The 24,439-nt window shown below is 40.4% G+C and carries 25 protein-coding genes and 1 riboswitch; of the genes, 2 read left to right on the plus strand and 23 right to left on the minus strand.

Annotated elements, in window-relative coordinates; all coding sequences use genetic code 11:
- Positions 1-26: 26 nt before the first annotated feature.
- From fni to ACJ9PY_RS16745, 20 genes are all read right to left on the minus strand, one after another.
- Positions 27-1,073, minus strand: a complete 1,047-nt coding sequence (fni, locus tag ACJ9PY_RS16650; RefSeq protein WP_057276316.1) for a type 2 isopentenyl-diphosphate Delta-isomerase — start codon at positions 1,071-1,073, stop codon at positions 27-29.
- Positions 1,074-1,092: 19 nt separating this feature from the next.
- Positions 1,093-2,232 carry a 30S ribosomal protein S1 gene (gene rpsA, locus ACJ9PY_RS16655; RefSeq protein WP_034308045.1) on the minus strand — a complete coding sequence of 380 codons (1,140 nt, stop codon included), beginning with the start codon at positions 2,230-2,232 and terminating at the stop codon, positions 1,093-1,095.
- Positions 2,233-2,447: 215 nt separating this feature from the next.
- Positions 2,448-3,035: a lysophospholipid acyltransferase family protein gene (locus ACJ9PY_RS16660; RefSeq protein WP_170946979.1), complete on the minus strand. Its 588-nt coding sequence runs from the start codon at positions 3,033-3,035 to the stop codon at positions 2,448-2,450.
- Complete coding sequence (cmk, locus tag ACJ9PY_RS16665; RefSeq protein ID WP_057276282.1) at positions 3,032-3,706, minus strand: (d)CMP kinase; 675 nt, start codon at positions 3,704-3,706, stop codon at positions 3,032-3,034. Before cmk ends, ACJ9PY_RS16660 begins: the two co-directional genes overlap by 4 nt.
- A gap of 195 nt (positions 3,707-3,901) precedes the next feature.
- Positions 3,902-4,087, minus strand: a complete 186-nt coding sequence (locus ACJ9PY_RS16670) for a YpfB family protein (protein ID WP_098865327.1) — start codon at positions 4,085-4,087, stop codon at positions 3,902-3,904.
- A gap of 201 nt (positions 4,088-4,288) precedes the next feature.
- Positions 4,289-4,537, minus strand: a complete 249-nt coding sequence (locus ACJ9PY_RS16675; protein ID WP_411738598.1) for a hypothetical protein — start codon at positions 4,535-4,537, stop codon at positions 4,289-4,291.
- A 422-nt stretch (positions 4,538-4,959) separates the two neighbouring features.
- Positions 4,960-6,315, minus strand: a complete 1,356-nt coding sequence (gene ypeB, locus ACJ9PY_RS16680; RefSeq protein WP_283928833.1) for a germination protein YpeB — start codon at positions 6,313-6,315, stop codon at positions 4,960-4,962.
- Between the two features lie 14 nt (positions 6,316-6,329).
- A complete protein-coding gene (gene sleB, locus ACJ9PY_RS16685; RefSeq protein WP_371748539.1) occupies positions 6,330-7,154 on the minus strand; it encodes a spore cortex-lytic enzyme in 825 nt (274 codons plus the stop codon).
- 136 nt (positions 7,155-7,290) lie between these two features.
- The gene (gene prsW, locus ACJ9PY_RS16690) at positions 7,291-7,977 is read right to left on the minus strand and encodes a glutamic-type intramembrane protease PrsW (protein ID WP_034308057.1); all 687 of its coding nucleotides are present in this window, start codon (positions 7,975-7,977) and stop codon (positions 7,291-7,293) included.
- Positions 7,978-8,074: 97 nt separating this feature from the next.
- Positions 8,075-9,040, minus strand: a complete 966-nt coding sequence (locus tag ACJ9PY_RS16695) for an asparaginase (RefSeq protein WP_411738599.1) — start codon at positions 9,038-9,040, stop codon at positions 8,075-8,077.
- A 27-nt stretch (positions 9,041-9,067) separates the two neighbouring features.
- Complete coding sequence (locus tag ACJ9PY_RS16700) at positions 9,068-10,036, minus strand: YpdA family putative bacillithiol disulfide reductase (RefSeq protein ID WP_411738600.1); 969 nt, start codon at positions 10,034-10,036, stop codon at positions 9,068-9,070.
- A 153-nt stretch (positions 10,037-10,189) separates the two neighbouring features.
- A complete protein-coding gene (locus tag ACJ9PY_RS16705; protein WP_034308065.1) occupies positions 10,190-11,467 on the minus strand; it encodes a Glu/Leu/Phe/Val family dehydrogenase in 1,278 nt (425 codons plus the stop codon).
- A gap of 269 nt (positions 11,468-11,736) precedes the next feature.
- Positions 11,737-12,312, minus strand: coding sequence for a genetic competence negative regulator (locus ACJ9PY_RS16710; RefSeq protein ID WP_034308068.1), 576 nt, complete (start codon positions 12,310-12,312; stop codon positions 11,737-11,739).
- A 91-nt stretch (positions 12,313-12,403) separates the two neighbouring features.
- On the minus strand, positions 12,404-13,297 hold the full coding sequence (locus ACJ9PY_RS16715; protein ID WP_411738601.1) for a MerR family transcriptional regulator: 894 nt from the start codon (positions 13,295-13,297) through the stop codon (positions 12,404-12,406).
- Between the two features lie 98 nt (positions 13,298-13,395).
- Positions 13,396-14,214, minus strand: coding sequence for a metallophosphoesterase (locus ACJ9PY_RS16720; RefSeq protein WP_411738602.1), 819 nt, complete (start codon positions 14,212-14,214; stop codon positions 13,396-13,398).
- 91 nt (positions 14,215-14,305) lie between these two features.
- Positions 14,306-14,764, minus strand: a complete 459-nt coding sequence (locus tag ACJ9PY_RS16725; RefSeq protein ID WP_034308074.1) for a YpbF family protein — start codon at positions 14,762-14,764, stop codon at positions 14,306-14,308.
- A 397-nt stretch (positions 14,765-15,161) separates the two neighbouring features.
- Positions 15,162-15,914: a LysM peptidoglycan-binding domain-containing protein gene (locus ACJ9PY_RS16730; RefSeq protein ID WP_411738603.1), complete on the minus strand. Its 753-nt coding sequence runs from the start codon at positions 15,912-15,914 to the stop codon at positions 15,162-15,164.
- Positions 15,892-16,518: a lysostaphin resistance A-like protein gene (locus ACJ9PY_RS16735; RefSeq protein WP_411738604.1), complete on the minus strand. Its 627-nt coding sequence runs from the start codon at positions 16,516-16,518 to the stop codon at positions 15,892-15,894. Before ACJ9PY_RS16735 ends, ACJ9PY_RS16730 begins: the two co-directional genes overlap by 23 nt.
- Positions 16,508-18,013 carry a RecQ family ATP-dependent DNA helicase gene (locus ACJ9PY_RS16740; RefSeq protein ID WP_411738606.1) on the minus strand — a complete coding sequence of 502 codons (1,506 nt, stop codon included), beginning with the start codon at positions 18,011-18,013 and terminating at the stop codon, positions 16,508-16,510. Before ACJ9PY_RS16740 ends, ACJ9PY_RS16735 begins: the two co-directional genes overlap by 11 nt.
- Positions 18,013-19,077, minus strand: coding sequence for a helix-turn-helix domain-containing protein (locus ACJ9PY_RS16745; protein WP_106026847.1), 1,065 nt, complete (start codon positions 19,075-19,077; stop codon positions 18,013-18,015). The genes ACJ9PY_RS16740 and ACJ9PY_RS16745 overlap by 1 nt, the downstream gene beginning before the upstream one ends.
- 290 nt (positions 19,078-19,367) lie before the next feature.
- Here ACJ9PY_RS16745 and ACJ9PY_RS16750 point away from each other — a divergent pair, with 290 nt between their 5' ends.
- Positions 19,368-19,616 (plus strand): ferredoxin, encoded by a 249-nt coding sequence (locus tag ACJ9PY_RS16750; protein WP_034308087.1) that lies wholly within the window; start codon positions 19,368-19,370, stop codon positions 19,614-19,616.
- Between the two features lie 115 nt (positions 19,617-19,731).
- On the opposite strand, the gene ACJ9PY_RS16755 is transcribed toward ACJ9PY_RS16750, so the two are convergent.
- Positions 19,732-20,313 (minus strand): ECF transporter S component, encoded by a 582-nt coding sequence (locus ACJ9PY_RS16755; RefSeq protein WP_034308089.1) that lies wholly within the window; start codon positions 20,311-20,313, stop codon positions 19,732-19,734.
- Between the two features lie 164 nt (positions 20,314-20,477).
- Positions 20,478-20,614: riboswitch (FMN riboswitch) on the minus strand.
- Positions 20,615-20,934: 320 nt separating this feature from the next.
- Between ACJ9PY_RS16755 and serA the strand changes: the two genes are divergently transcribed.
- Entirely contained in the window at positions 20,935-22,509 is a 1,575-nt protein-coding gene (gene serA / locus ACJ9PY_RS16760) for a phosphoglycerate dehydrogenase (RefSeq protein WP_063575733.1), read from the plus strand.
- Positions 22,510-22,556: 47 nt separating this feature from the next.
- Here the strand turns inward: serA and ACJ9PY_RS16765 are convergent, their stop codons facing one another.
- Complete coding sequence (locus ACJ9PY_RS16765; RefSeq protein ID WP_098865320.1) at positions 22,557-23,786, minus strand: hypothetical protein; 1,230 nt, start codon at positions 23,784-23,786, stop codon at positions 22,557-22,559.
- Positions 23,752-24,312 carry an RNA polymerase sigma factor SigX gene (gene sigX / locus ACJ9PY_RS16770; RefSeq protein ID WP_098865349.1) on the minus strand — a complete coding sequence of 187 codons (561 nt, stop codon included), beginning with the start codon at positions 24,310-24,312 and terminating at the stop codon, positions 23,752-23,754. The genes ACJ9PY_RS16765 and sigX overlap by 35 nt, the downstream gene beginning before the upstream one ends.
- Between the last annotated feature and the right edge of the window lie 127 nt (positions 24,313-24,439).

Here is a 24,439-nt window from a genome sequence, read left to right on the forward strand (position 1 = left end):
ATGAGATGCTTCCTTTTTGTGGTCATTCATTTAGCATACGCGGAACAATCAATGCCTCTTTGAGATAACCAATGATAGGTATTTCCTTTGATGACTAATTTCGATTTTCTTAGCTCTGAGATATTACCGCATCCGAGTGCAGTCATGATGACCTTTAAATCTTCATGTATGTAATGTATTTCTTTAATCAAATGCTCCAAGCCCAACTCTTTATATAGCTTGAGGAAATGTCCAGCCAATCCGACACCTTTCGCTCCTAGCGCCAGGCTTTTTGTAATTTCCAAAGGGCTTTGAATGCCACCCGACCCAATGACTGAAAGCTGTGGTGAAACATTCACTGCTTCGACAATCGAAGCGGCTGTCGGTATGCCCCATTCATTAAAATATCCGAGTATTTTTGCTCGTCTTTCATTCTCGATTTTAGCAAAATTCGTTCCGCCAAACCCGCCTACATCAATGATTGAAACACCTACGGAATGTAATTGCCGTACCGTTTCCATACTCATCCCAAATCCAACTTCTTTTACGATGACAGGAATTCCGATCGTTTCATTGATTTTTTCTATTCTCGAAAGGGTACCCGCAAAATCCCTGTCCCCTTCAGGCATCGTCAATTCTTGGATGACGTTAATATGTATTTGAAGGGCATCGGCCCCGATCATTTCGCTTGCCCGCTTAGCCTGTTCAACTGTTGCTTCACCACCGAGATTACCAATCAACACACCATCAGGATTTTCCTTCCTTACAACTTTGAAAGAAGCTTGCTGGCTAGGATCCTTGATGGCTGCCATTTGCGATCCTACCGCCATGGCGATTCCCGTTTCCCTTGCAGCAATGGCTAGGTCACCATTCAATTTTTCCGTTTCAGGGCCTCCGCCTCCGGTCATGGCATTTATAAAAATTGGCGAACTTAATTCAAGTTCGCCAACTTCTGCTGTGAGGTTCACATTATTCAAGGAAATACCTGGTAAGCTTTGGTGAATAAACGAAATATCTTCTAGTCCGGTTTGATGCTGCTGTCCTGTCTTAAGCGCAAATTCTATATGATCTAATTTTCGTTGTTTTCTCTCCAAGGCCATCACCATTATTATCTTATTTTAGTTTTTTCAATTGATCACCGATCATTTCACCTAACTGAAAACCCTTCGATTCTTCAGGCATCTCATAATCTGATGTGTTGTAATTGGATTGAGGTTCTTCAAGTTCCTTGATGCTCAATGATAAACGCTGATCCGTTTCATTGACTTCCAGCACTTTCACTTCGACAGACTGGCCTTCTTTAAGTACTTCTTGCGGTGTGGCAATATGCTTGTGTGAAATTTGTGATATATGGACAAGCCCTTCTACGCCTGGAAAAATTTCCACGAATGCACCAAAAGAAACAAGGCGTTTGACGATACCTTCCAGTTTAGAGCCTTTGGCAGCTTTTTCTGCAATTCCTGCCCAAGGTCCAGGAAGGGTATCCTTGATGGAAAGTGAAATCCTTTCATTATCACGATCGATGGATAGCACTTTCACCTGCACCTTATCCCCTTCGGACACGACATCGGATGCCTTGTCGACATGCTGATGGGAAAGCTGGGAAATGTGGACAAGGCCGTCTACGCCACCAATATCCACGAACGCACCAAAATCGGTAATCCTTTGGACCACACCCTCAAGCACTTGCCCGCTTTCAATCTTATCCAAGACGTTTGCTTTTTGCTTTTCCTTTTGGTCCTGGACCACTGCCCGATGTGAGAGGATTAAGCGATTTTTGTCTTTCTCAAGTTCAACGATCTTGAATGTTAAAGTTTTGTTTTTGTAATCAGAAAAGTCTTCAACGAAATAGTCTTCTACTAGAGAAGCTGGAACAAAACCACGTACGCCTAGATCTACGACAAGCCCGCCTTTGACGACATCTTTAACTTCAGCCTCAAATACGTCTCCATTTTCAAATTTCAATTCCAGGTCATCCCATGCTTTAAGAGCGTCAATTTTACGTTTTGATAGAATGAGAGCTTCTTCTTCGACTTTAATGACTTCCAGCTCCAATGCATCACCTTCCGAAACGGCATCTGACGCCTTTTCGACATGCAGGCTTGAAAGCTCACTGATAGGTATGATTCCATCAGTCTTGCTGTTTTCCACATCGACAATGACCTGTTTTTCTTCTACCTTTGAAACGGTTGCTTTAACTTGATCCCCAACTTTGTAATTGTTCACTTCTACTTGGTTCATATCTTCTGTCATTACTAACTCCTCCTTAACCCATGACTGATCAGCAAATTTCCTCTTCATCGGCCACATATTTTATTTAAAGTGGTTCAATAAAAACACTTTCCTAATAAAGATAAAAACAGTTTTTTTTAGAGTAATAAAGTTATATTCCTTTTCATCGGCAATAAGGAACAATACCCTTATTTTATAAATTCTAACAAAATCAGAAAATTGTCAAGTATGAAGGACTATTTATGCTCGGAAATCAATTTCCCAATATGCTCCATGATGATCTTGGTGGCTTCATCGGCTGATATTTTCTGTTCACGATATTCGGTAAAATTTATTGGAGGACCGTAAACGACCTTCAATGGACGTAAAAATTTATATGGGCCGATGATTGCACACGGTATGATAACGGCATCAGACCGCAACGCAAAAAATCCTGCCCCCGCCAAACCTTCTCCCAATTGACCAGTTTTGCTTCTGGTTCCCTCGGGAAACAGACCAATCGCCTTGCCCTCCTTCAAAAGCTTTAAGCCTTTCCTAAGGGATTCCCGATCGCTATTGCCACGTTTCACGGGAAATGCATTTACTCTTGGTAATATACCCTTTAAAACAGGTGCATGAAACAACTCTTCTTTCGCCATGAAATGAATATCTCTTGGAGATGTCATGCCAACTACGGGCGGATCCAAATTATCAATGTGATTGGCACAGATCAATACCCCGCCCTCTTTAGGGATATGTTCCTTTCCGAGTGTTTTAACCCTAAACGAAGGCGTTAAAACGCCTTTTACGATGTTCTTGGCAAATGTGTAAAAATCCAATGTCATCTTTTCCTCTCTTCTATTAAAGACATGATACTTTCTGCAACTTCCTGAATCGATAATGAGGTCGTATCGATTTCGATAGCATCCGCTGCCTTTTTCAATGGCGATACCTCGCGTTCGGAGTCCAGCTTGTCCCTTGTTGCGATTTCTTCCCTTAATTTTTCGATATCTGATGGAAAACCTTTCAATATATTTTCCTGATGCCTCCGCTGTGCCCTTTCATCCACAGAAGCGATTAGAAATACCTTTACTTCGGCGTTTGGTAACACATGCGTACCGATGTCCCTGCCATCCATGACGACACCGCCATTTTCACCTAAGATTTGCTGCCTGCGAACCAATTCCTCCCGGATGCTCCGGTGCTTGGCCACTTCCGAAACGGAACCAGTCACTTCATTGTTCCTGATTTGGGCTGTCACGTCCTCGTTATCCAAGAAAACCAACTGCCCATTTTCACTTGGTCTTAATTCGATTTCCGTATTGATGAGAACTTCTGATAATGCTTGTTCATCATTAAGAAGAATCTTTTGATTAAGGGCCTTATAGGTAATGGCCCTATACATTGCCCCTGTATCCACATATATGTAATTGAACTTTTCTGCAACAATTTTAGCAACCGTGCTTTTTCCAGCAGCAGCTGGTCCATCGATTGCGACTGATAATTTTTTTTTCATAAATCCTCCCAAGAATCCTACAATCATGCTGATTATTTATTACCTTTTCATTTTATCACAACTAGCGGGAAAATCATTAATAAAAGGGATGTGTACGATCAAAATCACCTTTGTTCTTTTTTTGATCCCAACAGCCATCAAACGTTATCGTTTTACTGAAAATCTTCTTACAAAAAAAAGCGGGTATCACCGCTTTTACTTATGGGGCCCATTGAATGTTTCAATGATTTTCGTATAATTATTGCTGGTGACACCTTCATACCTCGAGAGCTTGGTCAAATCAAAGATTTGCTCCTCCCTGCTCAAAAGGAATTGGAAAAAAAATAAGCAGGCCAATTGGATGATGATCACTTTAATTAATAGTCTTTCAAATGTTTTCATATAAGCCGCCGCACCCTCCATCCGTTTATATTAGCAGTATGGATGGAATCGCTGTTTTTCATTCAATCAAGTTAAACATGCAAACCTTTTTTCTTTAAATCCACCTGCTTTTCAAATATAAACCTCATTAATGTCTGTATATCATTTTTTGAAGGTTCACGAAATTGGACGTGCAGCAGCATATTTCCATGCTCTTTTCCGTTACGCGAATGACTTTGCTTTTAACCTTAAATAATGAAACTCACCTGATTTCATCGTAAGCGGCATCCACAGGTATAATTGCGAAACCGATTGAATTGCAGTGCCTCTTAAAAGCCTTATGGAAGCTCCGCCAGCGCTGATATCCTCCGTTAATGTGCGAAAAGGGATAGACTCGGAATGTTCTGGATGAATGGCCGTATCCAAGGTTGCATCCAGGAGTACGAATTTGCCTCCACTGGATTTTAACAAACGTTTCTGCTTCGGGCAGCATTAGTTGCATCATGGGTATTCTACCTTTCACTTTTCCAGGCACTTCAGACTCGAATACATAAACAGCCTGCTTCATTGGAAAATGTGACATTGAATTGTGTCCTATCCATAAGGAATGCAATTTTTCCAGTCTCTACATCGATGGGAAAGTCCGTATGGAAACAACACGTTCCCATTTCTACAAACATTCATTTGAACTTTTCCTTCTGTGGTACGTATTTCGGTTCGAGTATTGATATATCACCAATTTTAAACATCGTCGTCCACGTCCTTTTCGATAGGAGGAAACCACATAATACCTCTACGGCCCATATAATCCAATAATCATGAAGTTATTACGTCATAAGAAAAAGGGAAAGTGACTAAGCACATTTCCCTACAACTTATGATTGGCGATTGTTTTAAATTAAATTCTCATATACCGGTTCGGAATTCTTTAATTTTTCCACCTTTTCTTCTTGACCGGTATCTGCATTAATGAAAATACGGTAGGTATCGTCTTTAATCGTACCGAGAAATTCATAACAAAGAACTTCTTCACCAATATCATTGGTGATTAACGCCTTTCCTTCTTCCATTATTTTTACGTTGCTGTTGATTTTGTCCTTTGCTTCTTTCTCGGATATGTTCGGATTCCCTACGTCCCTGGTTTTATGTGATTTTAAATACTCATCAGCTGAAAAACCTATAACGGATCCATCATCCAATGCGATTTTGACCTTGACTGAATCCGGGTAAATCTTGACTCCATTTTCTGATGTTACGAAATTCAATAATGCGATATTATCGTATTGAGCACTTTCAAATAATTCAAGTGAACTGAAATCATGTTCCTTTAAAAAGGCTTCGGCTTTTGTATGGGCTTGATTCAAATCAATATTTGTTTTGTTCACGTCTCTATTATTGATATACCAAATAGGGTAACCGCCTTTTTTTGTCAAATCCATATTCAATTCAGTATCTGAATCTTTATCGAGGATGCTCACACTATAAAATCCATAATCGGAACCTTTTCCATTTTCCTCCACATTCACCTTCAAATTTTTGCTTTTTGAGTGTGCATAGTTTTTTGCTGTCGCGATTGCTTCTTCTTTCGTAATGGTTTCACCTTGCAAATTTTTGAAGTTTTCATCCCTCTGTTGTGCAGAAGTAAAAGTCGGGTTCATCTCATTTGTTTCCCCGTACCCAGATACTTTTTTCTCTACCGTCTTTAATCCGTCAATGATCGTGTTATCCGAATTTTCTTTCCCTGATGCAAGAGCCATCTCGACATCCATCCATCTTAAATTGTTTTTAAGGACTAGATACTGCACTTTCCTTAACTCGCCCTGGATGTCGCCTGCCTGTGTGTACAAGGATTGCAGTGTCGCATATTCCTTATCATCCAATGGTTCTTTTTCAAGGTCCCGTACCGCTGTTTTATAACTGAAGTCCGCAATTTTCGATAAAAATTCCTCTGTCTTGTTAAAAGGAAGCAAGGTCAATGGCAACTGCCCGACATCACTCTGGGCTTCGGAAGTGATACGCCAAACATCTGTTAACGCCGGACTTAATGAATAACGTGAATTCATGGCCAAAGTACTGCCGACCTTATCGTGCAATAAATCCACTTGATAGCTTAAATCATGAAAGGCACGCTGATACGTATTTTCCGCGTTGATTAATACAGCATTTTTTTCCTTATGTTCTTGATAACCCCAGAATGCAGTTCCCGCAACAACTACAACAAGCAGGGCAATCACTATATTCCTGATCATTTTCCTTCACCTCTTTACTTACAAAAGATATGTTTTCCGATTCTTTTAATTTGTTCCCTTGACCAGATCCATTTACTTGTTGCCGTATCGGGATTAAAGTAATATTCTGCATTACCGCTTGGATCCCACCCATTGATAGCATCCACCACGGCTTCTTTCGCCCTTTCGTTCGGTGTAAGCCAAATCTGTCCATCCGCAACAGCCGTAAACGCCCCAGGTTCAAAAATCACTCCCGAAATGGTATTAGGAAATGCGGCACTTTCCACCCTATTCAGGATTACAGCTGCAACGGCAACCTGACCTGTATATGGCTCCCCTCGCGCCTCTCCATAAACGGCATTGGCCATCAGCTGTATATCGTTTTGAGAATACCCCCCTGGAAGATTGGCAGATGTCGTTGGTTTGGAAGGGGCCTTTCCGGTAGCGGTCCCTCCAGTTCCATTTCCTTTCGCTTTTACCTGTTTTTCAATGGGGACCCCCCCAAAATAGGTGAACTCGTTTCCTTTATTGATTTGCTCATGAACCCATGCTTTATTGAAATTAGACGCATTCGCTAACTTCTGTTTTGTTGTAGTCCCTGCTAAACCATCGATTGGCAGCCCGAAATCTTGTTGAAAGTTTCGAAGTGCCCAATAAGTGCCCCATCCATAGGCTCCATCAATCTTTCCGTTATAGTAACCGATGTTTTGCAGGCGTGCCTGCAGTTCAATTACATCATCTCCAACCGCACCTTTTTGAATGACTTGGCTCGAAAAGGCATTTGTTCTTGTTTCCGGGTAAATTCCGAAACATATAGTTATACACGAAAACAGCAAAAGCCATTTCCATTTTGACGAAATTCCTTTCATCAAAAACACTCCTCTTTTTCTTGAATTAATGTAATTCTATTTTCTTCTTTACTGGCTTTTTTATTCCAAACATAAAAAAAACGGAGCGGGCAAAATATGCCAGCACTCCGTTTTTTGATAGTATTCGTCATTTGCTAAGGTAGTGATTCTGTGAAAGTTTTTCTGCGTGAAAGTCGGACAACAAACGTGCTTTCTTTACTTTTTTCATGCCTAACCACCATAGATAAATCATGAATGGCATAATAAAGTACACCCAAAATTTTTGGGAAACCAAAATATAATCGTAAACCCCATGTAACGAAATTGGTATGATCAATGCCAATAATAAATAGACCCTATTATTCGAAGCCGAAAATTTCGCCTTGCCCAAATAATATCCCATGATCACACCGAACAAAGCGTGACTGGATACAGGGAGAACGGCCCTGAGAAAAGCGTGTTCCACCCCGTTGGCCAGGAGGTACAAAATATTCTCCATTGTGGCGAATCCAAGGGAGACTGCAGCTCCGTAAACAATCCCATCATATGGCTCATCGAATGCCACATGCTGATAAATAACGTAAATGAGTATGAACCACTTGAAGAATTCCTCAAGCAGTGCAGCCCATAAAAAAGCATTTGCTAAATCCGTATTCAAGATATGTTCGGTTTCGAGCACATACTGTATGAACATAATCGGCAATACAAGAAAAACACCGAATATAAATGTTTTGACCACAACCGATATCGGTTCGGTCTCATATTGATCTTTCAAATAGAAATAGCTCAGTAGCGCCAATCCTGGCGCAATAGCCGCTGACAACATGACCAGCATTAGCTGACCCTCTTTTCATCTTCGTTTCCTTAATCGTACCATGGAATGAAGAAAAACTGAATCCAAGAATCAACTCTTCCATTTTTTATTTAATCCTTCAGTACTTAAAGAAGGTCTCATCTATAGGGTTTTTGCTTGCCAGCATGACAGCTAACTTGATTCGTGCCTTCTTGCTGTCATAATCAGCGCCCAAAATCACACCGCGTTGTTTTAGATCAAATGCGCTGCCTTCATAATCATAAGCTGGGTACACTTTTCCTTCTTCTGCACTTGTAGTCATGATGATCGTGATTCCTTTATCGATTGCAGCTTGTATGGAGGTTACCATTACAGGGGTGACTTGTCCCCTTCCTACACCCTCGAGCACGATGCCTTTCGCACCGTTTGCAACCGCAGCATCAATAAAGAGGCCATCAGCTCCTGTATGGCACTTGATGATATCGACCCTTGGGATGGGATTCTGAATATCAAAACACTCCCTATGTAAAGGTTTTTGATAGATGCTCACGACATCATTATCAATTATCCCCAAATATCCATAGCCAAAAGATTCGAATCCCTGTAAATTGGAAGCATGAACTTTTTTGACATACTTTGCTGAATAGATCCGCTCATTAAAAACGACCACTACCCCAACATCCCTAATAAGATCACTTGCAGCGCATAATATCGAATTCCTTAGATTGGAATATACATCGGTGCCCACTTCTTGAGGAGAACGTTGGGAGCCGGTTAATACGATTGGACGTTGGTCCTTACTCGTGACATCAAGGAAATATGCCGTTTCTTCAAGTGTATCCGTACCGTGTGTCACGACGATTCCCGTAACTTCGGGATCCTCCAATTCCTTTTGAATGGCTAAATTAAGCTGTTGCATTTTCTCAAAGGACATGGACATGCTTGAAATCTGGAAAAGATTAACCACCTTAACCTCGATATCGTTGGGCAATTCGCAAAGTGATGCCAACTCATGGCCAGTCAATGCACCAGAGGCCAGCATACCATTCACAGTTTCTTTACTGGCAATAGTCCCACCAGTCGTTATTAGCGATATTTTTTCCATACGGTCACTGCTCCTCATTTATATCATTCACTTTTCTTTAACGGCCAAATGATAGGCAATCAATCCACCATGAAACCTGCCGTTCTCGATGAAGATTTCGTTCGCATTATTTCCGGCTGCCAGAACTCCTGCAATATAAAGACCTTTAACGTTCGTTTCCATCGTTTCCTCGTTATATGCAGGCCTTCCAGTCTCCTTATCAATAGTTATGCCCATTGCAGCTAATAAGGAATGGTCAGGATGGTAACCAGTCATTGCAAATACAAAATCATTTTTAATGACTTTTTCCTCATCACCTACATGATAAATCACGCTGTCTTCCGTTATCCTGTCGACATTCGCATTAAATTCCATCTTGATCGTTCCATTGCGGACTAATGATTCGAATTCCGGAAGAATCCAAGGTTTGATACTTGGAGAGTAATCCGATCCTCTATAAAGGACTGATACCCTTGCTCCTGATTTGACCAATTCCAAAGCTGCATCCACACTTGAGTTTTTGCCACCGATGACTGCAACATCACAATTAAAGTAGGGATGGCCCTCCTTGAAGTAATGAAATACTTTAGGGAGCTGTTCGCCCGGTATGCACATATAGTTAGGATGGTCATAGTATCCGGTCGATATGATCACATGCAGAGCTGTATAGTCCCCTTTCGATGTCTTGACTAAAAACTTGCCATCTTCTCTTTTTTCCACTTTTTCCACTTTTTCGAATGTATTGACCCGCAATTCTTTCCTTTTGACTACCTCCCTATAATAGGCTAGCGCCTGATTGCGGACCGGTTTACGGTTTTCGATTATAAAAGCGACATCACCAATTTCCAGTTTTTCACTCGAACTGAAAAATGTTTGATGTGTCGGATAACGGTAAATGGAATCAACCACATTTCCTTTTTCAATGATCAGGGACTGTATTCCCACTTCTTTAAGAGCGATCGCAGCAGCCAATCCACACGGGCCCCCACCTATGATAATGACTTCTTCAACATTCATCTTTATTCTCCACTGCCTTTCCATCCACTATGTGATACGTTCGTCTAAAAATAAAAACTCCTATCAATACATGATAGGAGTTTTTACAATTCATTTCAATGATAAAGCAATGAACATGATGTTAACTATATATTAAAACCGATTTGAATCCTTTTAGATCCAACCACGGAAGCGAGAAGCTTCAGCCATTTTTCTTACGCCGATCATATAAGCCGCTAGGCGCATATCAACGCGTCTTGATTGAGCAAGTTCATAAATGTTATTAAAAGATTTTATAAGGATTTTTTCCAGCTTTTCGTCCACTTCTTCTTCAGACCAGTAATACCCTTGATTATTTTGTACCCATTCGAAGTAAGAAACCGTTACACCGCCAGCAGAAGCAAGCACATCAGGAACAAGAAGGATTCCGCGATCCGTCAGGATTTGTGTCGCTTCAATTGTTGTAGGTCCGTTAGCTGCCTCGACAACGATTGATGCTTTGATATCCGCAGCATTTTCTTCAGTGATTTGGTTTTCGATTGCAGCCGGAACTAAAATATCACATTCCAATTCAAGCAGTTCTTTATTTGAAATTGTGCTTTTAAACAATTTCGTTACGGTTCCGAAACTATCTCTCCGATCGAGAAGATAATCGATATCCAATCCCTCCGGATCATGGAGTGCACCATATGCATCTGAAATACCAATGACTTTAGCACCTGCGTCATGCATGAACTTAGCTAAGAAACTACCTGCGTTACCAAAACCTTGAATGACGACCCGTGCCCCTTTAATATCGATGCCGCGTTTTTTGGCAGCTTCATTGATACAGATCGTTACACCTTTAGCAGTGGCTGATTCACGGCCATGAGAACCACCAAGCACTAGCGGCTTACCCGTAATGAATCCTGGCGAGTTGAATTCATCCATACGGCTGTATTCATCCATCATCCAAGCCATGATTTGGGAATTTGTAAATACATCAGGTGCCGGGATATCCTTAGTCGGCCCCACTATTTGGCTAATTGCACGAACGTAGCCCCGGCTCAGTCTTTCAAGCTCACGGAATGACATATTACGAGGATCACAAACGATACCGCCTTTACCCCCGCCGTATGGCAAATCTACGATGCCGCATTTCAAACTCATCCAAATGGATAATGCCTTCACTTCACGTTCCGTTACATTAGGGTGAAAACGGATACCGCCTTTTGTAGGCCCAACAGCATCGTTATGCTGCGCACGGTAACCCGTGAAAATTTTAACCGATCCATCATCCATGCGTACCGGTATCTTCACCGTCAATAAACGCAAAGGTTCCTTCAACAGCTCAAAAACTTCTTCCGGGTAACCCAACTTATCCAAAGCTTTATGTATTACAGTTTGGGTTGACCTCAGTACGTCGTGTTTTTCTTCTTCATTTACATGGCTATTGCCTTTTGCCGATTCCATTAAAAGTACCTCCTAGAATATCTCATCCATATATAATATTATAATGTACAAATAGTCCTCTTCATGTGCTAGTATACACCTTCGTTACATTTATGCAAGAGTAAAAACGGGAAATTAAAAGTTGGAAATATTCTAAAAATGAAAACGTTATCATATCAACTGCTTTCTTACTCTTTTACCGTATATCTTGTTCGGCCGAAAGTTGACATAAAAAAAGGCAAACCACATTTTTTACCGTAATGCGGCTGCCTTGTCTTCTTTGTTTTACATCAGCTAAAATGTTTGAGCAAAACATGTATCGCTTCATTTTCGATGATACATGTTCCATATTCATTGATGCGGCTGAGTGTCAATGTAGATGCATGGCCATACTCAGCCGCTAGAGATATGACCGTGTCATATGTCGTGTCTTTAACATTTTCGATAAGTAAATAGTATCTACCCTCAAAATGATAAAGGGTACTTTTAAGCAAACCTTGAAAAGATAATCTATGAGATAATTGGACGATATCTTCAAAGTCATCGAAAACATAAAGAATATGGGGGAAATCATCAATTTTCACCTGTAAATCCAAAAATTCCTCTTCGTCTGCCAATAGTTCCTCTTCTTCCTTTGTCACAATGATTATCAACCCTTGTGCAGGCAAGGAGAAAATTTCGATTGCAATGGAGCCACTCATTTTAAAGCTGAGTTCTTCGCACGCTTCTTCGACCATATCCTGAAATAGCTTGTGGACCTTTAAGGAATTCCCTAAAATATCTTCTTTCGTTATGCCTCTATCAATTAAATCATCAAGGGTCAAAAAAATCTTGATTTTATTATTAGTTAATCGCTCCAGCTTCATAAAAAAATGCCCCCTGGTTACCATCTTCATACATCATATGAAGCCTTGGTCTTAGAGTGCATATCCATTATTTCTCCTAATACGGCCGTCGCTAACCTTTCAGCCACTCCTCCCATTTCGATTGCGTGTCCCCCATTAAGACTCCGCTGAAGGAAGTTCGGTCTTCTTCAGAAATAAGGCTCAAAGCCGCACCGCCAAGACCCACCTTCAAATCCGGAAAATCCTTTATTAACGCTTCAACCAGCTTAAATGTTCCATCAAGATTCTCTTTCAGTGAACATGACATGAATAGGTAAGAGGGCTTAATGATGTTTAGAACGGTGAAAAGGTCCTTATCAGCAATGGTTTCTCCTAAATAAATGGTTTCAAACCCTTTCCGCTTCAAAAAAATGGTGAAGATTAATAGTCCAAATTCATGTTTTTCACCGGGAGCGCAGACGGTAAGGGCTTTCGGAAGAAAACCATTAGTCGGAATTGTATGCATAACCGAACTGATCCTGGATTTTATTATGTTCGACGCAAAGTGTTCATGAGCGGAAGTAATTTCTCCCCTTTCCCACTTATCCCCAATCTGAACCATTATTGAACCAAGTACATCCACTATGGTTTGTTCGATTGTATACATACTGAATGCCCGGCTTATCAGCATATGGGCTTTATTTTCATTGAAATTCAATAGAGCTTCGATTAATTCATCCGATAATTTAATCGCTTGTTCATCCTTACGGTTCGTTTCAGGAACTCCAGGCGCTAGGGTGCCTGTACTTTCGAGAAGTGAAACGGCTTGGCTTATTGTAAAACCTTGCTTTGTTTTAGTAATGAGCCACTTAAGGATTTGCAGATGTTTTTCAGTATACAGCCGGTGCCCCGATTCATTCCTTACAGGTTCGATAAATTTATAGCGCCTTTCCCAAGCCCTAAGGGTTCCCGACTGAATGTCCAGCAGCTTTGAAACTGCCTTTATATTATATTTACCTTCTTGCATGGTTTTACAAGGCCTCCAATAACTGTACGATCATTTGATGAAATTATAGTGGATTTTTCAAGGTCTGTAAAATCCCGGTATACTCGCTTAAAAGCAGCCTAATAGGTTTTTTCCACAGCTTCGCCTATTTCGGTGTCTGTCCCCCTTTTCAGGGTGAAGAGGTGCGTTTCAGGCTTAGCTTCAAGCCTTAAAGGCACTGCGCTTGTCCCATAGCCATTACTCGTCATATATATACAGCCCCCCTCTTTTTTAACGCTTCCGATCTGATAGGGCCCGAATCCGAATATGCGAATCTGCCCGCCATGGGTGTGACCTGACAGGACAAGACTAATATGGTGTTCCGGATTCAACTGTTTCTTGACCAATGGATTATGGCTCACCAAAATCCGGAAATCTTCATTCCCGCAATCCGACAGGGCAAGGTCAAGCCTATCACGTTCTTCCGATATATCATCAATGCCCAGAAGAGCGATTTTGCTTCCATTCTGAGACTCAAAAGAAACAGCTGTATTATCAAGGATCTTCACCCCATGTTTCAAAAGAGTCGCATCCAATTCATGGAAGTCTCCTTCATAATCATTATTACCCCAAACAAAATAAAGGGGACCAAGTTCTTTTAACTTCAATATATTTTTTTCCACACGTTCTAAGGGAACCCCGCTTTCCCTAATGTCACCGCCGATTATCACCAAATCTGCCTTGTCACGTGTTTCCTCAATCAATTTATCCGCAACGATACGCCGATGAAGATCGGATATAAAAAAAATCCGCACATCGCCAAAGCCTTCAGGAAAGTCTTTGAAAAATAGGTCTTGAGAAATCACCCTATCTTGCATAGCCGTACGCCACATGTAAAAGATCATGGCAAATGACAGCAGGATGATGATTAAAAATAATCCAGATAACCATAACATCATCGTTAAACCTTCTTTCCATCCTTATCCAAACGTACTTTCATATAACCATAAAACGGTATTACCCGCAATTAAATATGATTTAACGCGATCATCATTTATTTTCATGATATAGGTTAATATCATAATTCTTCTTCATCATTTCAAAAACCTTATGGCGATTTTTCCATTCTTCCTCTTTTTCCCACAATTGCTTACTTTTATTAATGATTTCACAGCGTAGCAGTTGAAACTCCTTTTCAGCTTTATCTAGCTTTTTTTTAATTAAAACCATATATCCATATAGACCAATCGCTGCCGCCAAAAAAAGGAAATGGCTAAAATGGTCGACGAAAACACTAAACATACTGAAAAAGGAATAAGAATAAGGTACAACGATATAAAAATAAAGATAAATCATAAAAAGGACAGCAACAATCATGGTTGCCCATAAGCTTTGAAGGTGCTTCTTTTTAAGTGCCTCGAATTTTTTCTTCCGATCCACGACATTTTGCAGCATTTGTTTTGTTGCTTGATCCGTTTTCTCATCCAGTAAAATGATTGTCGATTCCATCGCATTTCCTCCTCTGCTCTTTCAAATCATGATATGAAAGAGTAGAGGAAAAAATGATAATGTACCTGTCACGATGGCCTTCATACTTAACCAAGTTGAACAATATTAAAAATACCCTGCCTATAAAGACAGGGTCAGACTGGAGACAAACTCGTTTTAGGTTTTTAAAATTTGAATGTTGATTTTCACTTCAGGCACTCGCTTTCCGAGGCGGCCCACCCTCGGCGCCATTGCGCCTGCGGGGTTCTCCCTTGGACATGCTTTCCCCGCAGGAGTCTCGAACACCCGCTCCAATCAACTTTGTTTTAACATTAAGGTAGAACTCCTTTTGCCTAAAGTCTTTTTTGTTTTGAAATAGAAGGATTTAAAAACTTAATTTTTTCTTAAGGTGCCATCATTATTTCTTGATCGGAATTTTCAAAACCTGACCCCTGGAAATTTCATTGCCATTCAGCCCATTCCACTCCCTGATCAGAGCAATCCCTTCCTGTGATTTGTAATAATTCATTGAAATGCGAAATAATGTTTCTTCACCTTGAACAGTATGTAAAACAACTTTGTATGCCTCTTTATCCGATTTAGCGGCTTGTACATTTTTCTTTTCTGCTGCTGCTTTCTTTGCCTTTTCCTCTGCTTCTTGCTGCACTTTGGCCTTTTCCTCTGCTTCTTGCTGCGCTTTGGCTTTAGCCTCAGCTTCTCGCTGCACTTTAGCCTTTTCTTCAGCTTCTTCCTGTGCCTTGGCTTTTTCCTTAGCTTCCTGCTGCGCTTTGGCCTTAGCCTCAGCCTCTTCTTTTTCTTTCTCCGCTTCAGCCTTTGCCGACTCTTTTTCCTTTAAGTCCTCTGCCGTTGCTGTAGTTGGAATCGATTCTTTATCTTCCTCTTTTAAGACGACTTGGTCACTTTTAGTAACAGGTAAAGGCCTCTCCTGAAAATATGTATAAAGGCTGTAAAATCCAATTGGAAGCAAAATGAAAAATAACGCTAATAATTGTATCATTGGAAGTTTAATCTTCACTTTACTTTTTTTCTTTTTATTCTGGTGGACTTTGCTCCGTTTAGGCAATGATGACTTAGCCTTCTGGCGTTCAATTCGCGAACGAAGTTCACCAGCCTGATCATTTTCTTTTTCATTCTTTTGCACCCGGCTCATTCAAGTCACCCCCTTTCTTGCTAAACCCTCTTTGCTTTTTGTTCCTGATTAAAATACCAAGGATAAAGTCAATCAAAAAGTGGGCCGTTATCGTCACGATGATATTATTAGTCATTTCAAATAGAAAACCGATAAAGAAGCTCAAAACCAATACATTTAAAAATAAAAACCAATTAAAAAGGTAACGATAATGAACAGCTGCAAAAATGAGGCTCGTAAGTAGCAACCCAAAATGTGTTTGCAACACTCCTCGGAATAATACTTCTTCACTTATCGCTACCACCAAAGCTACGACAAATATCATCGGGTATGACAAATTACTGAAAATACGTTCATTAATGCCGCCATCATCGTGATAGGAAGATGGTGTCACTTTCATAAGCAATATGTCAATTAACACGACAATGACTCCCGCAGGAACACCAATCAGCAAAATGTTCAGGTCATCAAAGATAAATAAGTCGAAAAAAGCAGAACGGTCTCTAAATAAAATAATACCTAAAAAGGTCGCTAACGTTAAGAGAATAATTTGTGTAAGAAACAAATTATATAGCAACTGTTTATCTGTAAGTTGTTTAATTAATTCAGCTTGCTTATTTTTCATTGCCATTTTCCTTCTTTAGTAAGATATAAGCCAATTCCTTTTTCCAAGTGGAAAAGGAATTGGCCGGATCCACCATTACTTCCGGCCAAACATCTGCCATTTTTTCGGTATCCATCCCACAGATATCACAGCAGATGGGGTTCGCTTCCCGATGCTTTTCTCCAAAATAGTCCAGTATCCCTGAACGGCGACATTCCTGTGCATATATCCAGTGAAGGAATTTATGCAGCTTTTCTTGATTCCTGATTTTCCTCTTCTTACAATACTCTTTCATCTCTGCCACTTGATCCTGGTTATTGCCCATAATAAACTGGGTAAAAAAACGGAGCTGGATTTCGTTTAACGAAAAGGATTGCGACAGCTGCTCTTTTTCTGAGGGGGTCAAATTCGCCAAATTCTTTTGTGATTCATTAAGGAAAGAACATACACCATCGATTTGCGAATCCGTAGGCAACTGTTGCTCCATCAAATGAAGGGGAAGCCCTTCATCCCCTTCGCTATATAATAAGACAGCCACACTTTGTTTCCGGTCTCGCCCCGCCCTGCCAATCTCCTGAAGATATGCTTCCATCGTGGACGGGATATGATAATGGATAACATATCTGACATCCGATTTATTCACACCCATTCCAAAAGCACTTGTTGCGCATATGATTTTCAGCTGGCCGGAAATGAATTGCTGCTGAATGAGCATCCTTTGTTCCTGCTCCATTCCACCGTGATAATAATTGACACTATCGATCCCGTTATCCTGTAAAAAACCAGCGACTGATTCCGCCACTTTTTTAGAGGAAAAATAAATAATTCCGCTTCCGGTAAATTTCCTGACAAGCTCCAGCACACGGGCTAGCTTCTCTTCGTAGCTGAACATTCGCTCGATAATAATGGCAATATTTTCACGATCAACCGATGAAACCATTTCCTCGGCCTGCCCAATGTTAAGTTTAACAACGATGTCCCTCCGGACCTCATCGGTTGCAGTTGCCGTCAGGGCAAGCGTCAACGGATTATTCAGCTCACGCCTCACTTCTCCTAAATTCAAATAATCCGGACGGAAATCGTAACCCCATTGTGAAATGCAGTGTGCTTCGTCTATGACGAACAAACCTATTTCTATGGATTTCAAGGATTTTATCACACCATCGATGCTCAGCATTTCAGGAGATAAAAAGATAAATCGATAACTATGTAACCGATCGAAGGCTTTCCTTTTTTGATTAAGCGTCAAAAAAGAGTTGAGGGTCAATACACTTTTTTCGCCGCTCATCTTCAGCTGATCCGCTTGATCCTGCATTAAAGATAATAACGGGGAGACAATTATGACAGTCTTATTCACCAGATAAGCAGGCAGCTGATAACATAATGATTTACCTGACCCGGTTGGGAGCATCGCTAATGTATGACGGCCGGACATCAATGATTCAACCACTTCCTTCTGTCCAGGACGGAATTCATCAAAACCGAATTTTTCTTTGAGGACTCGTTCTATGTTCATCATCTCTCACCTATTTTCGCAAGTACAAGTCTTATTTGGAAAAAGCTTATTTGTTTATTATCGACCATCTGCTTGATAGCTTTAAGCTTTTTTGTACCAAGTTCCTTAATCGCTTCAGCAATTTCCCTCTCATCCTCGATTGTCACATAATCGGAAATCGGAAAATCCTTTTCCGATAAAACAATTTCTACGAGGTGATCTTCGATGGTGTTGACTTTCAATCTGCGGATTTCAGCTATTTCACCGAGGTTTTTCCCTTCCTGGATGTATCGTAAAGTAGTCTTTGTAGATTGTGTCAAATGAGGATTACCACTTCTTTTCCAATCATTGGTTAATGAGGATAAGAGAGGGTAATCACCACCCGTTTCCATTTCTGCAAGCATTTGATGCAATGAGTCAAGGAATGTATAGCGAACATACTCTTCTTCCGTATTTTTCCTTTTGGCAATCTGTTCAAACGTTAGACCAATCCTGTTTATCCCGGTCAATTTCAAAATGAAAATGTCTCGTTTCATATCACTTTGATTTTCTAAAAGGGATACCAGTTCATCATATAAATGTTGGGCAATCAACGCTCGATCCTGACGATTGGCATGTAAAAATTCCTTTACGAAGAATTGAATTTTGGGATTTCGTTGTATCGGATAAAAACGTCTTTCATTGTGGACAATATGGGATATGGTTTGAATGAGTAAATTTAACCTTCCCCAGAAAACAGGGGTGATATTGTGATACTTCCAACCATTTAAATACTCCGGAAAAGGATTATTTTTAAAGTAATCGTCCAACATTCGTTCACCTTGCAAACTAATTTCATATGCATCCGGTTTATCCGTTAAATTAATTAAGTCATGCTTAAGTGAATGTTCAATGTTTTGATTTAATTGCTGACGGGTAAATCGAGGCATTGTCCCAAAAATATCCGTTAACCCGAATAAATGGGCATCTTGGATGGTTTGTGACGATTTCTTCCCCTGCAGCATATGGTATATAGCATAAATGGAGCGCTCACCTTGAAATTTTTTTATCGCATATAGAATGATGGCCTGTAGATAATTATTCATGGGACTCACATCCTTGTTTCATTTAACCAATAAACCCATTGTAACAAAAATCTGCAAAAACCGCCGTTATTATTGATGAATACAACGGAAATTATGTGACTAAATGACGAAACATGGAAAGGGCCAAGTTAATTTTTTCGATGTTTTTCGTTGACATTCAACTACATGATAGTTATTATCAATACAATTTCTATTGAAAAGTTTGGCATTCGGTCTTACAATAGGAAAGAGATAATAATCTGAAATAAAAAGATTATCAGTTGTTAATCAACTTAGGAGGGGTTATATTCATGGCTAAATTTACTATTGTGGATAAAGAAACATGCATAGCTTGTGGAGCTTGCGGAGCAGCTGCACCAGATATATATGATTATGATGACGAAGGGATTGCATTTGTTACCCTTGACGATAACGAGGGTATCGTTGAAATTCCAGATGTACTTATAGACGACATGATGGATGCATTTGAAGGATGCCCAACGGATTCCATCAAAGTTGCTGACGAGGCATTTGACGGAGATGCACTAAAATTCGAATAAAGGTACAAGCCATTTTCAATCGAGAATGGCTTTTTCTTTTGGCCAAAAAACAGGCATAAAAAAAACAACCGGATATGGATATCCGGTTGTTTTTTCATATCTATCGTCAATGCCGTTAAGCATTTTTATATAATGTTTGCTTATTGATCCATGTCTGTAATTTAATGAACAGCAACATGAATACAGATGTGATGAGCACGCCTTTAATAACGTTGAAAGGCAAGATTGCCGTCGTAACGAACTTTCTCGACTCGGGCGCCGACATGGCATCCCATCCCATAAAGAAGGTATAAGCCGGTAAAAAGACAAAATAGTTTAATACGCTCATGAATACTGCCATGGAAACTGTTCCCGCAAGTAAGGCGAACGTCATTCCTTTTTTTGAATTGATTTTCTGAAATACATAATAAGTCGGCAAGACAAACAGTATTCCAGCTATAAAGTTAGCGATATGCCCCACAGGCACAGCAGTCAAGGTCCCTGTCATGACTAAATCCAATAGGTTTTTAATGAACTCGACTAGAATTCCAGCCATCGGACCGAAAATCAATGCCGCCATCAGTGCTGGTATGTCGCTAAAATCAACATTGAGAAAAGGCGGGAATCCTGGAAACGGGAAATTTAAAAGCATCAATAAATATGAAATGCTTCCCATCATGGCAAGTGAGACCATTTTTTTCACTTTGTTCTTTTTCATAGTTCTCTCTCCTTCTTTTCCGATCTACCTGAAAAAGAGGTTAGGATTCCAAAATATGTTGATGTTCAATAAAAACCCTTTAATTCCAATGGAATTAAAGGGATAAATTAAAGGTTACATCAAACAAACGTTCAGCAAATAACTGTTGAAACGCACTAAGGAACCTCCATCTTCTCCCATCCAGACTATACTGTCGGCTTTGGAATTACACCAAATCCTGCCTTGTAAGGCTCGCGGGCTTAGAAGTAGAAATTCCTTCATCACCGCCGGTGGGGAATTGCGCCCCGCCCCGAAGATAGACCTATAAAATTTTTTATACTTCCCATTATATCTGAAATGCCTTTTTTTTGATAGCATTTTTTCTCATTTGATGCATGTAGGATGAATATCGATTGTCGCAGTGAACGGCTTAAAACAAACAGCGGATTTACAATATGGCAATTCGAAAATTTTTCGCAAAAGGAGCGAAGCTATTTATATCGCCACCTTAAACGGATGATCAGTTGAAAATCATTTGTTTAAGCGCTTTCATTCAGATATGCCAAATTGACATTATCAGCATTTCAATTGTAAAATTAACTGAAATTTAAGATAACTTTTTCCTTAGGAAGGTGTTTAGACGTGTATCGGATTTTAGTAGCAGACGCCATTAAACCAGAAGGACTTGGACCGCTTTCAGAGGCATCCAATATTCAGCTCATTCAGAAGACCGTAGAGGAAGCTGCAAACGAACTTGATCAGATCGATGCAATTCTTGTGAGAAGTGCAACAAAGGTTTCGGAAGATTTAATGAACCGTATGCCGCAGTTGAAAATTATAGCACGCGCTGGTGTCGGTGTTGATAACATAGACATCCCCGCAGCGACAAAACGCGGGATTGTCGTGGTTAATGCACCTGACGGCAACACCATTTCAACAGCTGAACATACATTCGCGATGATGGCTTCATTAATGCGCCACATTCCGCAAGCTTATGCTTCATTGAAAAATGGGGAGTGGAAACGTTCCTCCTATACGGGAACTGAACTTCGTGGAAAAACATTAGGCATAGTTGGCTTTGGACGCATCGGAGGGGAAATTGCCAAACGTGCTAAAGTGTTTGGCATGGATGTCATTGTCTATGACCCGTTCCTGACTGTAGATCGTGCAAAGAAAATGTCCGTAACGGCCCTGCCATTGGATGAATTGCTTCCTAAAGCAGACATCATTACTGTTCATACACCACTAACGAATGAAACTAGAGGATTAATTAATAAAGAAAAACTGCTTACCTGTAAAAAAGGGGTTTATGTACTGAACTGCGCCCGTGGTGGAATTCTAGACGAAGATGATTTATATGAAATGTTAGTTCAAGGGCATGTTGCAGGGGCGGCACTGGACGTTTTCGTCGAAGAACCTCCACTTGGCCATAAACTGCTGGAACTGGACAGCGTCATTGCTACACCGCATCTAGGCGCTTCCACGAAAGAAGCCCAATTGAATGTCGCCGTACAGGTTGCCCAAGAAGTTTTGACCTATTTCGAAGGAAATCCAGTCTCAAGTTCAATCAACCTTCCAGCCATATCTAAAGAAGTGTTTGAAAAGGTACAGCCATTCCATCAACTTGTTCAGCAAATGGGATCGATTGCTTCCCAGTGCATGAATGAAGGAATTCAGGAAATCTCCGTTACATATGCAGGAGAATCTTTGGATTTCGATACCGCGATTCTTACAAAAAGTTTAATCTCCGGCTTTTTAAGATCAAGAGTCGATGCATCAGTCAATGAAGTGAATGCCTTGTTGATCGCAAAAGAGCGTGGCATAACCATTGGTGAAAAAATCTCTACGGACTCTTTAGGTTACTCGAATTTGATCAGCCTTAAAGTAAAAGGTGACAACCGAGAATTAACAATAAGTGGGACCTATATCGAAAATTACGGTTCTCGAATTGTAAGTTTGAATGGTTTCAAAATTGACTTTCACCCAGAATCGAATTTACTTTATATCCAGCATACCGATAAACCCGGTGTAATCGGTAACGTAGGTAAGGTCCTGGGTGATCACGGAGTGAATATCGCCACCATGCAGGTTGGCCGAAAAGAAGCTGGCGGTGAAGCCATCATGGTTTTGAGCTTCGATTTACCATTAGAAGACAACATGAAACAGTTTTTAATGGAAACAGAAGAAATTACGTTCTTGGCCCGTATTTCATTATAAGAAGAAAAAAGTGCCCGCAGCGCGGGCACTTTTTTCTGTTAATGCATTCAATTCACTTGGTTCGGTGCTTCGGGCACCATTATGTCTTCAGTTAAATTCAGCTTTCCCACCTCTTCAATAGGAGCATTTTCAAACTTCACTTTTTCAAAACCAAAATCCTTAGCTATGAAGAGTATGGCTTCTAAAGCTTGAAGGGTTTCCTCACTATTTTCAATAACGGCTTGATCTGATAGGTGAATGGTCACAAGATCTCCATTAGTGCTTATCCTTTCCCATTTCAGGTCATGGGGGATTGCAGGTGAAATTCCCTCGATGTCCGCCTCCCCTTTTCCGGCTTGAAGCGCCTCCTCAAAGTCCCGATAACCCATATTGCTTGGAACAAGGAAACTTGGAGAGGACTCATCCCTTTGATAAAGAAGGTATGTGCGTTTTTTTTGATGAGGTATATCCACCTCCTTTAAATATCCCGCATGCGCAAACCTGGCACCTTGCTTACCTTCTGTAGAAAATGTCATTTTCTTTATATTGTTATAGGAAAGCGTTTCTTCCATCGAATGGAGAAAAAGTGTATCTTCAGCCAACAGTCGGCTTTTTTCTGGAAAATCGATATGGGCAGTGTTTATATCGTTTCCTTGGCTAATCTTTATATCAAGTGGAAAATAGTCAGATAGCCCATATTGTGCTTCATCAATATCGGACATTTGATTAACTAACTGATTCAGTGTATCACTTTCATCATGATGTTTAAGTTTAATTGAAATGGGAACGATGAAATTCATTTGATCATCCGGGACACCCATCGTAATGATCGAGGCATTTTTAAGGTCATCCTGGTAGATCGCTTGTTCAAATGTTTTTTCCTTTTCCCCTTTTCGCGGTTCCATTTCTGAAAACTTGTCTTTGGATTCGATTTTCGCTTGGTTACTCGAAAACTCTTGAGCTTCCTGTTTATCTTCTGAGGACTTTTCTTGGTTACTTGAATCCTTCCGTTCAAGATCTGCCATTTCCTTACTTTCAGATAGAGATAATTTCCCACTGCTGCCGCTGTCTTCTCGACTTGTCGTTCCTTTTTTTTCAATAATGAACGATGATGCCAAAACAACCATTAAGAATAAGGAGGCAACACCCGCGAACAGAGGTATCCAGTGTTTCTTCTTCTTTTTCTTTTTATCATGTATTCTCGCATACACCTCTGCCTTGGTCCGGTCATCTTTTAATGTCGGAAGCTCGCGCAGCATGTCTTCAATTTCGCTTTCTTTCCAACGGGATCTCCTCAATGCGGTGGCCCTCCTTTCCTGATAAATCTTCCATCAACTTTTTAATGGCCTTCAAAGCTCGGTGCTGGGTCGTTTTTACCTTACTTTCACTCCAATTCAATACTTCAGAAGTTTCCGTAATGGACAATCCCTGAATATATCGTAAAATGATCACGGATCTTTGATTCGTGGTACACCGGTTTAAGCATTGGTAAATATCTTGGATTTCATCGTTCTTGATAGCCACTTCCTCCGGAATGGGCTTTTCATCTTTCAGCAATTGCCTATCCCAATCAAAATTAGGAAAGATTTTGTCTTTCCAACCTTTTTGTTTCCGAAAGTGATCAATCGTCACATTTCTGGCAATCGAATACATCCACGTTTTTTCACTGCTTTTTCCTTCGAAGCGTTCATAGGCCTTCATCACCCGGATATAGACCTCCTGAACAAGGTCTTCGGCGGTTTCTCGATTTTTAGTCATATAAAAAATGAATTGATATATTTCCTGATGATATTTTTCATAAAGATCGTGGAAAACGGAATCCATCATTTCCCCACATCCGTTCATAAATATAGTCGTCAATCCTAAACAAAAGTTACATACTTCGGCTTTAATCTTATTATAAAATTCCGTTAATTTCCACATATCAGGTACTTCTTATTTTGTGTCCTAA

Source organism: Peribacillus sp. S4 (assembly GCF_046715815.1).
GTDB classification, from domain to species: domain Bacteria; phylum Bacillota; class Bacilli; order Bacillales; family DSM-1321; genus Peribacillus; species Peribacillus frigoritolerans.